Genomic DNA, 13,767 nt, shown 5'->3' on the forward strand with positions numbered 1-13,767 from the left:
ATGTTTATTCCCTCTTCTCAGATTGTATAACATGTTTGTCTTTATAACGTGTAAACATCAAATCAGGGACGCCAGGATGGTATCGCATAGCGCCATGGTTTCAATATTATCCTTACCACTGGAGCGTGGATCAGATTTGTTCTGGCAGCATTCCATAAAATGAGCCATTTCCCCTACAAATCCTCGTAAGTAGAGGTCGCGATAAGCGCCTGACATGGGAGAGCCGGAGGGAGTGAAAACAGTATCTTGCTCTTCAAGGGATTTCCAGGGAAGGTTGTCCCCTGTGCGAGATTGATGAACCGTAAGTGTGTTGATTTCGTCTGCTAAGGCAAACCCGTCGTCAAAGGTGACTAGTACACTTTCACTCTCACGGGACCAGCCACTCATGCCAGCAAAGTAGGCACTACCCACCACATCGTGATCAAATTTCAGCGAAATGCTCTGGTTAATATGTTTTCCGTCTTTAACCGTTGTACCTGTGACCTGTACCGCTTCCCCGAACAGAAAACGCATTAGATCGACCATATGAATGGCAGCGAGCTTCATGAATTGTTCCTCATCCTTGCAGAATGGTGTGCTGTCTACAGCGAATTTCATTTGGAAAGAACGTGCTCTGCCCAATGATCCACCATCAATCAGTTCCTTGAGTTTCATGTAGACCGGAGCATATCGTTTCATGAATCCAACCATGACAACCACACCCGCCTTTTGAGCAGCTTCAGCCACAGCGGCAGCTTCGGCAGCATTCCATCCGAGGGGTTTATCCACGTATACATTTTTGCCAGCGCGTATGCATTCAAGGGCAAGTGATGTCTGATCCTCTGGTTGCGCCACAACAATCACGCCATCACAGTCTTCATTTTGTAACATCAGCTGAGTATTGTCATACGCTTTCCCGCTGCTACCAAAGCGAAGGAGAGCCGCCTCAGATCGTTCAATACTGCGGGTGGCGATGGCCTGAATTTCTGCTCCTGCTTCAACAGCAGATGGATATATATTCGTGGATGCATGGAATCCTGCACCGATAAAACAAAGTTTCGCTTTTTTCATGTGAATCTCTCCTTTAAATGCAGATCACCAATCACACGGATTAGATTTTGTAGCTCAAATGCTTCAGCATCTGTCCGGCAATGGTGTTGTTAACGCTATGAGGAACCGGCTGTGGTCCAAGGGTGAGATGTTGGCGTTGCTGTACAAGATATAGGAGAGAGGCGGCTTGCAGGGACAAGCCCAGATCCATCGTTTCGGCAGGGTTGCCACTGCCACCGGCCAGGTTCAGCATCTCGCCTTGAGTAAGTAGCATGAGTCGACGTCCATTTGCTAATGTAAATTGTTCGATATCTGTTGTCAGTTGATCCGTATGCTCCGCCTCTTGACGGAGACTTTCCAGATCCATCTCCCAAGAAAAATGTCCGGCATTGGCGAGGATCGTTCCGTCATTCATTTGATTAAAATGTTCCTTCAGAATGGCGTTAGGACGGCCAGTGACAGTAATATACACTTGGGCAAATGCAAACGTATCCTCCAATCGTGCCACTCTGAATCCATCCAGCGCCGCTTCCAGGCCAGCAATCGGATCGGTTTCAACGACGACGACCTGGCTGCCCAGATTCCGCAAATACCTGGCAATGCCTCGTCCACAGGTTCCATAACCTACGATGACGAAACGACGTGTGGGCAGAATGAGGTTTGTAGTACGCATAAAACCTTCAATAATGGTCTGTCCGACACCATGTTCATTTTCCATAATCCGTTTGAGTGGACTGTCATTAATGACAATGATCGGGAAAGGAATGTTCTCACCCGTCTCTTCACGCAGCAGATTGGCCCCAGTCGTGGTCTCCTCCGTACCACCAATTAGAGAATTAGTATCATACTGTTGAATGAAGGTACGTGCCAGATCAGCCCCGTTGTCCATAAGGAGATGGGGTTGGTGACGAAGTACACTGTGGATATTTTGCAGGTGTTCATTGCGTCTGTCCGCACGTTGACCATATACCGTGATGCCTTCTTCCTGCAGAGCTGCTGCGACGGGGTCTTTGGTTGTACCCGGGCTGCCAGTCAATACAACGTTGGCTCCACCTGCTTGAAGTGTGCGGCATAACACAGCTGTTTTGGGCTCCACATGAATACAAATACCGATGGTTAAGCCAGCAAAAGGAAGCTCTTTGGCAAACTGGGACTTCAATTCGCCGAGTAGGGGCATATGCATTTCCGTCCAGTGAATGCTGCGTTTTCCTTCTTCAATACGTTCATGCGTTGTGTTCTTGATCGTCATGCAAAACTCCCCTTTTCTATGCAAGGTATAGCGTGTCCAAACAGGACACATGATCTGCTTATTGTCTACGATAGGGAGTTTGATGGAGTTAAAAAAGGACATATGTCCTTTTCATTGGAGCTTAGAAAAAAGGTGTTGCAAACTTATTTGAGAGCATGTATACTCTTAATTACGGTAAAACAAGCAATTGCTTGACCGGAATGCTTTTCATCCATGATGAGAAGATACATATTATGCGGTCGTGGCGGAATTGGCAGACGCGCACGGTTCAGGTCCGTGTGGGCTAACCCCCGTGGAGGTTCGAGTCCTCTCGACCGCATCGAAGAAAAAAGCTCGCGAAATTGCTCTAAAGGCAATTCGCGAGCTTTTTTTGTTTTTTTTATTTATTGAATATGAATTGTTGCACACAAAGGCCTGTAATCGCTCCAGCAATACCAAAGAGTGCAACACTGGCCATGACCTCATACGCCTGAAAGCGAAACAAAAAAGCGATGCCGCTGCCAAATGTCGTTCCTGCGAGAAATCCGAGAGAAATCCCTATTTCTTTGGTTAATTTCATAGGTTCACCTGCTTGGGAATGTAAGTTTGGGGTTTGCAAATTTTTATTACAGGAAGTAAAGTGTGATCAGGAAAATACTCACATTTTATTTCCTTTTTTCATTTTGTGGTTTTAACCATGTAATTATGCATGATATTTCTTAAGGGAGGTTGAGAGCGGAATGAATATGAACGAGCGAATTGCCACATGGAACGAAGAAGCGAAGAATTGTACTTGTGGGCATGGTCATCGGTTGGTGCAAATGCAGGTCTATCTGGAGCATGGAGCTATTCAGCGGTTACCTGGGTATTTGTCCGGGCAAGGGTACAGACATGTAACCGTGGTATATGATCGATTTACGGGTCCGGCAGCAGGACACGAGGTGGTAAAGATCATTCGAGAAGCAGGCGTTCATGTGGATGAGATAGGCATGCCAGAGAACAAAGCAGGTGACGTGATCGCCGATGAGGGCGGGATTGTGCAGGTACTGCTGGGTGTGAAACAGGAAAGCCAGGCGATCATTGCTGCTGGTTCAGGAACCATTCATGACCTGGTGCGATTCGTTTGCTCCAAAATGAACAAGCCCTTTCTGTCAGTACCTACGGCAGCTTCAGTTGACGGATTTACCTCGGCAGGTGCACCTCTTATTGTAAGCGGCGTTAAACAGACGTTCCAGGCGGTACCGCCTGAAGCTATTTTCGCGGACGTCGATATTTTGGAGCAAGCCCCTCAAGAGATGAATGCTGCTGGATTTGGAGATATGCTTGGTAAATATACATCACTGGCGGACTGGGTGGTTTCCAGGGATCTGGGCGGAGAACCGTTCTGCCCCGTAGCTTACCGTATGACGGAAGAAGCACTAACGACCTGTGTGGAGAATATCAAAGGTATCGCTGAAGGACGGGCCGATGGTGTGACTGTATTGATGGATGCGCTGATTGTTTCCGGCATTTCCATGCTGATCATTGATCATTCCCGTCCGGCATCCGGTGGAGAACATCATCTGTCTCATCGGTGGGAGATGGACCTGATGGAAGCTGGGCACAAGCCTGTTTTGCATGGAGCCAAGGTGGGAGTAGCCTGTGCATTGCTTACCGTAAAATACAAAGATCTTGCACAAAAATCTGGCGAACCGGTTTTCGATGTGTATAATAATCTGCCAGATGCATCGCAGCTTACAGCTTGGCTTGAGCAAGTCGGGGGCCCTACAACAACTGAACAACTGGGTGTATCCATGGAGATGGTAGAACATGCTTTCACCACAGCTCATTTGCTTCGGGATCGCTATACAGGACTGAAATATATCAACGAGAATCTTAACGTGGGTTCGAAATAAGGATGAAAGAAATAATATGAACAAGTGTTTTCTTACGCATTCAGTTGTACGTACAAATTTTAGAGGGAATAATGTAATGTATGAGACAAGATAGTGTCGTTGTTTACGGTAGAGGAGCTGGCGGTTGATTGGAAAGTAATATATCTAGATAATTTTTGAAGAGCACGGTCATGCAAGGGTTTAGAATGGATCGGGTCAAACGTTATTCATATTGAATTAAAGTGTTAATTAAAGCCTACTTCCTTAGGGGACAGGCTTTTTTTTATATTTTATAAGAAGTGTTGAATTAAATTGTTAGTACAAATATATCATAAAAATGAAGCTAACGATGAAGTTCTATTTTTTTAATGATCAATGACTTAATGGAATGGTTGGGTAGCATTTGATGAGGTATATATGAGTTTAGTCGCCGCGCCTTTCGACAAGGAGATTTTCGCCTCGACAGAGAGCAAGCTGTACAGGCGCAGGTTAAGCCTTTACTGAGATGAAGGGAATGATGCATACAAAGCTGGTTGGAGGGCAAGAGGACCGCATACCATCCTTGAGAGACGATAGAGAGTTCACACGACTGAAGAAATCGTAACCTAATATAATTTAATCTGAAGATATAAGTGTTATTTAAAAAAGGCTCTGCCTCTCCCGTTGGGGAGAGGGCAGAGCCTTTTGGTTGTTCGCTAATTTAGTTATTGTGGCGATCTTTCAAGATGACATCTGCGAACAAAATAGTTTTCGGGATGCGGAAAAATTGTTCCGCTTGTTCCTGAAACGCAGCAGAAGGCAGCGTTCCCTGATGCAGCCATTTGCGGAAAGTGCCGGGGTGAACCCCGATCCAGTGGCTGACATCTGTCACCGACAAATCATGGACCATACACAAGCCTGTCAGAATACGGTTGCTAACCGGAGAACGGGTCACCGTACGCTTCATGAAGCGGGAAGGCTCGGGCTGACAAATGACAGGGCTTTTGCGTACCACTTCTTCGTTAAAAAGAATGTGGCGCGGGTAGCCGAGCAATTGGCATGCCTTGTCCAAATTGGTACTGCCGGGTATCCGTCCTTCATACACCCACGCGCTGACGCTGCGTGAAGAGATGGATAGATCTTCGGCGAGCTGAGACAACTTGATATCATTGGCCATCAGCACGGCAAGAAGAACACGGTTGCGGATTTGACAGCGTGTCGGTTTTCGGAATCGTTTAACACGGACGCCTTTTCCCAAATATTTACGGTTGATCAGAGACCACGCCTGGATGGAATGTTGTTCTGGTTGATTAGGCATATTTCCTCCGATTTTTTTAACCAAATACTACAATAAGTATGGGGGTACTTTCAAGTGCCGGGTGCACCTGTTTCAAATGAGTGGATGCGTGAATCCGCTACAAAGGAGGAATTATGAACTAGACCAGACGCAATTCACATCCTAGTATATTCCTAGATTACAATGTTTCACTAAATTTAAGGGATCAAATAGATAATGAACAAAAATAAAATGAGTCTAATTACCTATTAATGAGACTTTAGTGCTTTTATCTATTTTTTGTTGATATGATGCGGTTTATTTCCCTGATTTACCCATAAAAACTCGATTTCCGTTAAAGGAATTCATTTCCAATGTGCACAAATCTGAAATTAGAAATCCGCGTGTTAAGCAGGCATGTGGACTGTCAAAATCTCTTATTCTTACATATCTTGTATGGAGATTGAGTGAGAGGGAGAGGTGAGAAACGTGAGTCCATCCGTAAGTACCTTTGCTGCCATTTCAGGGGCTTTCATGACGTTTGCTTTTGGTGGATGGGATCAACTGCTTAGCTTACTGGCGGTTGCAATGGCTGTGGATTATATTACGGGTCTCGCTGCGGCAGTAAGAACAGGAAAAGGATTGAATAGTAATGTTGGATTCTGGGGGCTTGCGCGCAAAGGTCTCATGCTTACGGTTATTCTGCTTGCCCACCGAATTGACATGCTCATGGGGACTGACATCATTAAAGGGGGAGCCATCTACTTTTATCTGGTGAATGAGCTGATATCTATTACCGAAAATTATGCCCGCATTGGGCTTCCATTGCCTGATAAGCTCAGACAGGCTATAGCGGTTCTGAAAAAACAGGAGGGGTTGTCTGACAGGGAATGGCCTCAACCACAGCCGAATGTGGAGAATAAGGAGACAAAAGAACAAGCAGCAGAAGTGGACCCAGAAAAAACAGACAAACCAAAGTGAACAGACGGATAATCTGTCTCAAAAGAAATCCAGGGCGAATGAAAGCAGCCCCGAATAGATTGTCTTTTAAGAGAACGTTTCCAAGTATCCTTTCGTAATAGAGGACGTTATGATATATTTTGGATACAAGAAAATTCATTCATACCAATTATTTTACTCAAATGAGGTGCTTGTCTGATGATTAAACATATTGTTCTGTTTAAAATGAAAGATCGTTCTCCTGAAAGTATTGAAGCTGCTGCGAATGTTCTTCGCAATCTGCAAGGGAAAATTGACGTTCTGGTCTCGCTCGAAGTAGGTATCGACGTGCTTCGTTCGGACAGATCTTTTGACATCTCACTTACGGCAGAATTTGCATCACTGGAAGATCTTCAGGCATATCAGGTGCATCCGCTGCATCAGGAAGTCATCAAGTATATGAACGAGGTCAGAGAGCAGTCGATTGCAGTGGACTACGAAATCTAATCTGTTATTCATTCTACTTTGGATAAAGGGGACTCTGCATGAGCGATTTAAGAGACGTTATGGAATTTTTATATATTTTTGTCGTGTTTCTGATCGCTTGTCCTGTGATGTTATTTTGGCTGAAGCGAAGAGGAAAAAGGAACCGATAATTCACTGAACGGGAAGTGAACACATTGTATTACGTAAATAGAGAACAGATTGCCCGCCGGCTTGCTGCCGTACCGGAGGTGGCTGAAGGTCTTCGCCGCGCGTCACAAGCTTGGGATGGCAGTCTAATGCTGGGTTTGGTACAGGAACGCTGCCTTCATCTCGCAATTGAAATCGTTACGGATGTGGGGAGTTATCTGATTGACGGCTTCATCATGCGTGATGCGAGCAGCTATGACGATATTATTCAAATTAACCATGAAGAGAAGGTTTTTGATCATGCAACCTATGAGGTGCTGAGTCGCCTCGTATCGTTGCGCAAGCCGCTTGTTCAGGACTATTACAGCTGGGAGCGGTCTGAACTGCATCCGCTGAGCAGTGACTTACCTGGCGTGCTTGAACATTTTTCCCATCAGGTCAATACCTATGTGGAAAAAGAACTCGGGCCTTTCCAGACTGCACAGGCTGAGGGACAGAGCAAGGAATGAGGGGAAGCAGCATGACGAACGAATGGAAAGAAGATCGTGAGAGAAATAATGAAATGAACGACATACCATCCGGATTTCATCCGGTATATATGATTGAGCTGTTATTTCAGGAACGTCCCATTATAGATCAGGGGCGTTTGCAGGATGCACTGAGCCGTCATACCGGACAAGTCCGGCTTGACGTGAAGCAGGGCAATGAGGAACATAATCCCGAGATGCTGGTTTTCTACCATCTGGACCATAAGGTTTCTTTTCAGGAAGGTAATATTCCAGCACAGACTTGCATGCTCCCTATTACTGAGATTGTAGATCGCGCCCGCTTTGGAGGGGCTTTACAGCAAGCCTGGCATTGGCCAGAAGCAGGACAAGCTATGGAAACGATCCAATATTCGATCCGGCTTCATGATATGTTCACTGCTGCCATGCCGCGCAAACAGCGACTCGAATTGTTCCAAAAGACGATTCAGGCTGTTATGGAAGTGATGCCTTGTGAGGCGTTATACTGGTACGGAAGTGACAAGTTGGTTGAACCGGAAGCCTATGTGCTGTCACAGGAGCGTGAGGAACATCTCTACGCTGCGATGAATGTGCGCATGTATCAGGCTGGGGGTACGGAGGAGCAGCGTCAGCTGGTTATGGACACGGTAGGGTTGTCAGCACTTGGCGTGCCTGATGTACAGTGTCATTTCATTGGGCTTGATCCGGATACGGTAGCCCAGACATTACTGGGTGCCGCCTATTACATATTTGATCAGGGAGATGTTCTTCAGGATGGACAGACGCTGGGATCTTCCGGGGGGCGACGCTGGCGTTGTGAGCATCAAGCGGCATTGATTGCACCAGGACGATATGTGATTGATCTGGACCCAGGTGATGAACATGCTGCTGCTCCGCTTGAGCCGGCGCGGCAGACTTGAGACATATCTCGATAACGTCAGAAGGTGCGGAAAACGGTATCCGGAATTTTTTTTGGTATCCGAGTGTCAGGTCAAGCCCTTGCTGCTTATACTGCATCAACAGAGTAGGCATTCGCCCGGATTGACGAGCAACAGGCTGTTGCTTCGTTATTCGGTACTTCATTTAAGGTAAAGGGAGAGATGCGACGTGAAGGATTCTAACAAAAGTTTGTTGTGGGGAGCATTAATCGGCTCGGTTGTAGGTTCAGTGACAGCTTTGCTGCTGGCGCCAAAATCCGGACGGGAACTTCGTCAAGATATTTCGGAAGGTGCACGTCAGGTGAGTGAGAAAGGTCAGGAACTGGCTAGCAAGGTAGGAGAACAAAGCGCACAGATCGTATCCAAAGTAAAAGAGACGGCAGATGTCGTTATCCAGGATATTCAATCCTGGCGCAATTGCGCTGAAGGTAAAGAAGTGCGCGTATCCGCCGTCATTACTGATTCCGATTCTTCCATCGATGCAGATGCAGCGAATGAGTCAGGCATTGAAGTCATCGCGAAGCTTCCTGCCGACGACTCCAAAGACAGCATCTAAAGCTAAGCTTAAATGCGAGCAGGCTTTCCTCCATCTGGAGGGGAGCCTGCTTTGTTGTGCATGGGCGTACAGGAGTTGTACGATATGGCATTTTGTTTGAACCCTGCGATGAAATCGGGTAAGATGTAGGTACCTTTTTGCCTGAACATTCATACGGTAGGGAGAAAGCTCTGGGAACCAATTTGTTAACAGAATCAATTCAATGAAGAAGGAAGCGGTGTGTTCGTGCAGCAAGCAATCGCTATATTAGACTCCGGTGTAGGGGGGTTGACGGTCGCCAAGGAAGTGATGCGTCAGCTCCCACGGGAAAAGATCATCTATTTTGGAGATACTGCCCGGACACCGTACGGACCCCGTTCGTCCGAACAAGTTAAACAATTCACGGAACAAATCGTTGATTTCTTGATCCAGTTCGATCCGAAGGTTATCGTTATCGCCTGTAATACGGCTACGGCAGCAGCGCTCGACTATATTCGAGCTAAGGTGAATGTGCCTGTCATTGGTGTCATTCATCCGGGAGCACGAGCAGCCATCACAGCGACACGCACAGGACGCATCGGTGTCATTGGCACCGTGGGAACTATTGGTAGTGGTGCGTATACATCTGCACTCAAACAGTTGTCCCCCTATATTGATGTGGTCAGTCAGGCTTGTCCGGCACTTGTGCCACTGGTGGAGCAAGGCGAATTCCGTTCCGAGCAAACGACAAGTACGGTGGAGCAATCTTTAGGCGAAATTAAGCAGCAGCCAATTGATTGTCTTATTCTGGGTTGTACGCACTATCCTTTTCTCATGGATACCATTCAGGAGGTTATGGGGCAGGAAGTGAAGCTGATTAGTTCGGCAGATGAAACGGCGAGGGAAATTAGTACGATTTTGTATGATAAACGAAAGCTGGCTAGTGGGGATGAGACGCCGGTCCATCAGTTTTTTTGCACAGGTGATCCACGCATGTTCCAGAATATTACTCGCCAATGGTTGGGAGAGCAGATCTCCAAAACGCCAGTTGTGTGGCAGGTTACGCAATTATCATAGCGTTTTTTTTGATTTCTAGGCTTACAAGAATCCCGGAACATTTAGTGTTCCGGGATTTTTTTGATCATATGAGAAAGTGTAAGAGTTTCGGAATGTTATCATGTTTTTCTTATGTTGGAGGGATTTACGCGATTCATGTCACATGACGGACAACCAGATCGGCATACATATTACATACAGTAAGGACACAAGCGAGAAAAGGAGAGGAGATTACACAATTTCCTGAGGGAAAGGAGATCGACATGGAGCTGCAATGGATTATTGTTCATCAGGGAGATACCTTGTCGCGTATTGCGGCAGCGAACCATATGACCAGGGAGTTACTGGCCGCTCTCAACCCGGAAACAGCGTCCCAGCCCTATTTGCTGACAGGACAGATGCTGCGCATTACGCCAGGAACTGGGCGCAGGTACGCAGTACAACCGGGAGAAAAAGTGGCCAATATTGCATTTCGTTTTGGACTGATTGAAGAAGAATTACGCGAGGCCAATCCAGAAATAGCGAGCATTCCGGAATGGTGCGGACGATGTATTCATATTCCGGATTCAAATGGAAAAACTATCGTCAAGCTGCAAGGAGAGTATGGTTACCGTGAAATGAATCGTGATATCGGTTTGCTGGAAAAGAAATATCCATTTATCGAGATTGGCTCGATAGGCAGTAGTGTCATGGGCAAGGATTTGCCTTATCTGCGTTTGGGTCAAGGACCCAGACATATTCATGTTAACGCATCTGTTCATGCGAATGAGTGGCTGACAACGGCGGTTCTGATGCGGTTCATTGAAGAATACGCCAATGCCTACAGCACACATACGCCGTGGCATCAATTCCAGACGGAACGCTGGATGCAGGAAACCACACTGTGGGCTGTGCCCATGGTCAACCCGGATGGAGTTGAATTGGTGCAAGAGGGCGTGGTCAATGATCATCCCCATGCAGAAGAGCTGCTGGCATGGAATGCCGGACGCTCCCATTTTACGCATTGGAAGTCCAATATTAGGGGAGTAGACCTTAACGACCAATTTCCGGCTTATTGGGAGGAAGAGGCAGCCAGAAGAGGGATAACGACTCCAGGGCCCAGAGATTATGCAGGAACGGCGCCTTTATCGGAACCAGAGGCGTGGGCACTTGCACAGTGGACCGAGCAGCATTCATTTGATGCCGTCGTTTCACTGCACAGCCAGGGACAGGAAATTTATTGGAACTACCGAGATTTGGAGCCAAAGGAGAGTGCCCCGCTGTCACGCAGATTGGCAAGGGCTTCAGGGTACAAGGCAGTTAAGCTGGGTGGAAGTGATGCGGGGTACAAAGATTGGTTCATTCAGAAGTTTCGGAAGCCTGGCTTCACGGTAGAAGTGGGACTCGGAGTCAACCCGCTGCCTATGGATCAGTTCGATGACATCTGCGTAGAGGTTGGCATGCTGTTGGCTGAATTATTATCACATCGAGAGTATTAACAGGGGAAACTGAGAACCCATGAAACCTGACTTCACATAATTTGGATGGGGTAACATGAAACTTACGGGTTGTCCACTCGTATAACAGGAACGGGCGCTGTTACCGGCGTTCGTTTTTTTAATCTGCATAGTTCATCGGTCGTTCCGGATCTCTCCGGAACGGGTAATGATGGGTGTGACTATAACGTGTGCTGTTTTATTTCAGTGCATTAATCATACGGAGGGGTTCATATGAAGTGGAGAAGACTGCTGTCATTCAAACGATGGACACAAGTATTCAAACGGCTGCCGCGTCTGTTGCGGGCTCCGCAGATCCCTTTGAGTGAGAAGCTGCTGTTCATCATTCCAGCGCTGCTCTACTGGGTGCTTCCTGACGTGATGCCGTTTATGCCTATAGATGATATCGGGGTTACGTTGTTGCTGATGAACTGGTTTGTAAGTCGTGCGGAGCGCAAATATCCGGTACTTGCAGCGGGTGCGTCGTCTTAATCCGACACAAAATGGGTGGTTTTAACATCGATTTTGCATCAATGTTATTGCGAAGCGCAGTAATTTTCTTTACAATAGATGCTGGAGTTTAGAAATACTGAAAAATTGTTGGAACCAGCAATTAAGATATAGGAGATGAATGAAATGAACTGCAAAATTACACGTAATGCCGCGAAAGTATTGAAACTTGAACTGGACAAGCCTGAGAACGAAGGTAAATTGCTGCGCGTTGTGATCACACATGCACACGGAGATCATGCCCACTACGGACTCGATATCGATACGCCAAAAGAAAATGATACGGTTGTATCTACCGATAAAGAGATTGACGTTATTATTGAGAATGATCAGCCTTTGCTGGATGGCGTTAAAATTGATTACCTTTACTTCCCTGAAGAAGGCTTCGTTATTACGAACCCATCCAAAGGCAACCACGGCGACCACTAAGGGAGCGAAGAAGGGGAACTCATGGCTAACGATATCCGCGTATGCGAAAAATGTAATCATATCAGACTAAAATCGATTGTGGCCAAGTTGGAGAAAATGGCTCCGGATACGGAGATCAAAATTGGTTGCAAATCGTATTGTGGTCCTTGCGCGAAGCGTGCTTTTGTCTTCATCAACGGTCGGTACATCAGTGCTCCGTCAGAAGAAGAAGTGCTTGCAAAAGTAGCGAAATTCGTGAAGTAATTATATGGATATGCAGTGGGCAAACTTGTCCACGACAGGAAAGAGAGGCCGCGGCCTCTCTTTTTTATTTTTTTTCGGAAATGGTACAGATTAAAAGGTGAAGCCCTGCATCATTTCAAAAATATCAAAGGTATCCTCTTGAATCTCAATGGCGATGACCGTATCGCTTTTTTTAAAAAAATGAATATTCCCCATACGCTCTTCTTCCACCTCAACCCATCCGGCTTCGGATAACTTTTCAAAATAATCGGATGGTACATATAATCCTTGTTCACCCCCGATATGTTTCAATTCATATGTAATGCCTGTTTGAATGTTTGGGTTGTCTGAATGTGTTGTTATGCTTAGCTGCTTTGCATTCACGGGAACCGGAATCTCGCTATTAATGGGGGAGCCTGTATATCCCGTTATTTCATACGTCGAAGGTGTACAGCCGCTGGTAAGTAGCAATAAAGATAGCAGAATGAAAACAAACCCAAAATTCTTCAAACACACACCTCCTTGTGAAAAGGTACTTATCAAATAAACGCATTAGACTGGAAAAGGTTATACAAAATATTGATTTTCATCTCTATCTTGGAGAAAGCAGAGCGATTCGTCATTGTTTCAGCAAAAGAAGAATAAGGAGGGCCGATGTCAACCATGCTATAGGGGTAACAGGAACATGATCCCAAGGAGGAATACTCATGCCGAAGCTTTATGATTCCAGTTTGCAAGCCGATACGACCGTATCCCAGGCGCAGAATGCAGTGAACAAACTTCATTTTGCCGTTTCACAGGCAATGTCACATCCAACAGAACAGACCATTGAACAGGCAGAGCGTCGTTTGGCACATACCGAGCAGGCCATGCGTCAAGCTGAACGTTCGCTTGGAGGTCAGGGTGTTGAGTTGGCAGAAGAGATGTTCATTGAGGAGAAGAGAAGATTGAACTCGATCCAGAGTCAGAATGGGCAAGGGGATCTATAGGCGTTCCTGTCACACCAGAACCCGCAGAGCAGCAGTGCTTTGCGGGTTATTCATGTCTTTTTTGAATGACCCCAAGAAGTTGATCTCAGCCAAACTGTGTGTGAAGTGCCGCTTAAAATTTGGTGAGAAGGTTAATAGACCAAGAGCAGGCAAATTTCACACAGGAGGTA

General features: G+C 46.4%; 17 protein-coding genes and 1 tRNA gene. 13 read left to right on the top strand and 5 right to left on the bottom strand.

What is annotated here, in order from left to right:
* Nucleotides 1-57 precede the first annotated feature (57 nt).
* Entirely contained in the window at nt 58-1,050 is a 993-nt protein-coding gene (locus tag RS891_RS09835) for a Gfo/Idh/MocA family protein (RefSeq protein ID WP_315795182.1), read from the bottom strand.
* A 40-nt stretch (nt 1,051-1,090) separates the two neighbouring features.
* Complete coding sequence (locus RS891_RS09840) at nt 1,091-2,278, bottom strand: adenosylhomocysteinase (protein WP_181586530.1); 1,188 nt, start codon at nt 2,276-2,278, stop codon at nt 1,091-1,093.
* Nucleotides 2,279-2,513: 235 nt separating this feature from the next.
* Between RS891_RS09840 and RS891_RS09845 the strand changes: the two genes are divergently transcribed.
* Nucleotides 2,514-2,597 (top strand) — tRNA-Leu (locus RS891_RS09845).
* Nucleotides 2,598-2,657: 60 nt separating this feature from the next.
* On the opposite strand, the gene RS891_RS09850 is transcribed toward RS891_RS09845, so the two are convergent.
* Nucleotides 2,658-2,837: a hypothetical protein gene (locus RS891_RS09850; protein WP_113052816.1), complete on the bottom strand. Its 180-nt coding sequence runs from the start codon at nt 2,835-2,837 to the stop codon at nt 2,658-2,660.
* A 160-nt stretch (nt 2,838-2,997) separates the two neighbouring features.
* On the opposite strand from RS891_RS09850, the gene RS891_RS09855 reads away from it, so the two are divergent.
* Nucleotides 2,998-4,152 carry a sn-glycerol-1-phosphate dehydrogenase gene (locus RS891_RS09855; protein WP_315795183.1) on the top strand — a complete coding sequence of 385 codons (1,155 nt, stop codon included), beginning with the start codon at nt 2,998-3,000 and terminating at the stop codon, nt 4,150-4,152.
* 679 nt (nt 4,153-4,831) lie between these two features.
* Here RS891_RS09855 and RS891_RS09860 read toward each other — a convergent pair.
* Nucleotides 4,832-5,428: a helix-turn-helix domain-containing protein gene (locus RS891_RS09860; protein ID WP_024629188.1), complete on the bottom strand. Its 597-nt coding sequence runs from the start codon at nt 5,426-5,428 to the stop codon at nt 4,832-4,834.
* A 438-nt stretch (nt 5,429-5,866) separates the two neighbouring features.
* On the opposite strand from RS891_RS09860, the gene RS891_RS09865 reads away from it, so the two are divergent.
* From RS891_RS09865 to RS891_RS09910, 10 genes are all read left to right on the top strand, one after another.
* The gene (locus tag RS891_RS09865) at nt 5,867-6,367 is read left to right on the top strand and encodes a phage holin family protein (protein WP_397333647.1); all 501 of its coding nucleotides are present in this window, start codon (nt 5,867-5,869) and stop codon (nt 6,365-6,367) included.
* 177 nt (nt 6,368-6,544) lie between these two features.
* On the top strand, nt 6,545-6,832 hold the full coding sequence (locus RS891_RS09870; protein ID WP_063564906.1) for a Dabb family protein: 288 nt from the start codon (nt 6,545-6,547) through the stop codon (nt 6,830-6,832).
* Nucleotides 6,833-7,005: 173 nt separating this feature from the next.
* Entirely contained in the window at nt 7,006-7,467 is a 462-nt protein-coding gene (locus tag RS891_RS09875) for a DUF86 domain-containing protein (protein WP_090895506.1), read from the top strand.
* A gap of 11 nt (nt 7,468-7,478) precedes the next feature.
* A complete protein-coding gene (locus RS891_RS09880; RefSeq protein WP_181586529.1) occupies nt 7,479-8,384 on the top strand; it encodes a DUF4261 domain-containing protein in 906 nt (301 codons plus the stop codon).
* 187 nt (nt 8,385-8,571) lie between these two features.
* Complete coding sequence (locus RS891_RS09885; protein WP_113052812.1) at nt 8,572-8,958, top strand: YtxH domain-containing protein; 387 nt, start codon at nt 8,572-8,574, stop codon at nt 8,956-8,958.
* A gap of 225 nt (nt 8,959-9,183) precedes the next feature.
* Entirely contained in the window at nt 9,184-9,993 is an 810-nt protein-coding gene (racE, locus tag RS891_RS09890; RefSeq protein ID WP_113052883.1) for a glutamate racemase, read from the top strand.
* 242 nt (nt 9,994-10,235) lie between these two features.
* Nucleotides 10,236-11,450, top strand: coding sequence for a M14 family metallopeptidase (locus tag RS891_RS09895; RefSeq protein ID WP_397333645.1), 1,215 nt, complete (start codon nt 10,236-10,238; stop codon nt 11,448-11,450).
* A gap of 231 nt (nt 11,451-11,681) precedes the next feature.
* The gene (locus tag RS891_RS09900) at nt 11,682-11,939 is read left to right on the top strand and encodes a hypothetical protein (RefSeq protein ID WP_113052811.1); all 258 of its coding nucleotides are present in this window, start codon (nt 11,682-11,684) and stop codon (nt 11,937-11,939) included.
* 144 nt (nt 11,940-12,083) lie between these two features.
* On the top strand, nt 12,084-12,386 hold the full coding sequence (locus RS891_RS09905) for an iron-sulfur cluster assembly accessory protein (RefSeq protein WP_064639226.1): 303 nt from the start codon (nt 12,084-12,086) through the stop codon (nt 12,384-12,386).
* Between the two features lie 21 nt (nt 12,387-12,407).
* On the top strand, nt 12,408-12,629 hold the full coding sequence (locus tag RS891_RS09910) for a YuzB family protein (RefSeq protein WP_024629198.1): 222 nt from the start codon (nt 12,408-12,410) through the stop codon (nt 12,627-12,629).
* Between the two features lie 90 nt (nt 12,630-12,719).
* Here RS891_RS09910 and RS891_RS09915 read toward each other — a convergent pair whose 3' ends face one another.
* Nucleotides 12,720-13,118 carry a hypothetical protein gene (locus RS891_RS09915; protein ID WP_315795184.1) on the bottom strand — a complete coding sequence of 133 codons (399 nt, stop codon included), beginning with the start codon at nt 13,116-13,118 and terminating at the stop codon, nt 12,720-12,722.
* 197 nt (nt 13,119-13,315) lie between these two features.
* Between RS891_RS09915 and RS891_RS09920 the strand changes: the two genes are divergently transcribed.
* Entirely contained in the window at nt 13,316-13,597 is a 282-nt protein-coding gene (locus RS891_RS09920) for a hypothetical protein (protein WP_315795185.1), read from the top strand.
* Nucleotides 13,598-13,767: the final 170 nt, after the last annotated feature.

Source organism: Paenibacillus sp. BIC5C1 (assembly GCF_032399705.1).
In the GTDB taxonomy this organism is placed as follows: Bacteria; Bacillota; Bacilli; order Paenibacillales; family Paenibacillaceae; genus Paenibacillus; species Paenibacillus taichungensis_A.

Excerpts from the sequence above, each read along its gene's own strand:
- RS891_RS09880 (WP_181586529.1), top strand. The coding sequence starts at position 7,479 with ATGACGAACGAATGGAAAGAAGATCGTGAGAGAAATAATGAAATGAAC.
- RS891_RS09835 (WP_315795182.1), bottom strand. The coding sequence starts at position 1,050 with ATGAAAAAAGCGAAACTTTGTTTTATCGGTGCAGGATTCCATGCATCC.
- RS891_RS09910 (WP_024629198.1), top strand. The coding sequence starts at position 12,408 with ATGGCTAACGATATCCGCGTATGCGAAAAATGTAATCATATCAGACTA.
- RS891_RS09850 (WP_113052816.1), bottom strand. The coding sequence starts at position 2,837 with ATGAAATTAACCAAAGAAATAGGGATTTCTCTCGGATTTCTCGCAGGA.
- RS891_RS09840 (WP_181586530.1), bottom strand. The coding sequence starts at position 2,278 with ATGACGATCAAGAACACAACGCATGAACGTATTGAAGAAGGAAAACGC.
- RS891_RS09855 (WP_315795183.1), top strand. The coding sequence starts at position 2,998 with ATGAATATGAACGAGCGAATTGCCACATGGAACGAAGAAGCGAAGAAT.
- RS891_RS09920 (WP_315795185.1), top strand. The coding sequence starts at position 13,316 with ATGCCGAAGCTTTATGATTCCAGTTTGCAAGCCGATACGACCGTATCC.
- RS891_RS09860 (WP_024629188.1), bottom strand. The coding sequence starts at position 5,428 with ATGCCTAATCAACCAGAACAACATTCCATCCAGGCGTGGTCTCTGATC.
- RS891_RS09895 (WP_397333645.1), top strand. The coding sequence starts at position 10,236 with ATGGAGCTGCAATGGATTATTGTTCATCAGGGAGATACCTTGTCGCGT.
- RS891_RS09870 (WP_063564906.1), top strand. The coding sequence starts at position 6,545 with ATGATTAAACATATTGTTCTGTTTAAAATGAAAGATCGTTCTCCTGAA.
- RS891_RS09905 (WP_064639226.1), top strand. The coding sequence starts at position 12,084 with ATGAACTGCAAAATTACACGTAATGCCGCGAAAGTATTGAAACTTGAA.
- RS891_RS09900 (WP_113052811.1), top strand. The coding sequence starts at position 11,682 with ATGAAGTGGAGAAGACTGCTGTCATTCAAACGATGGACACAAGTATTC.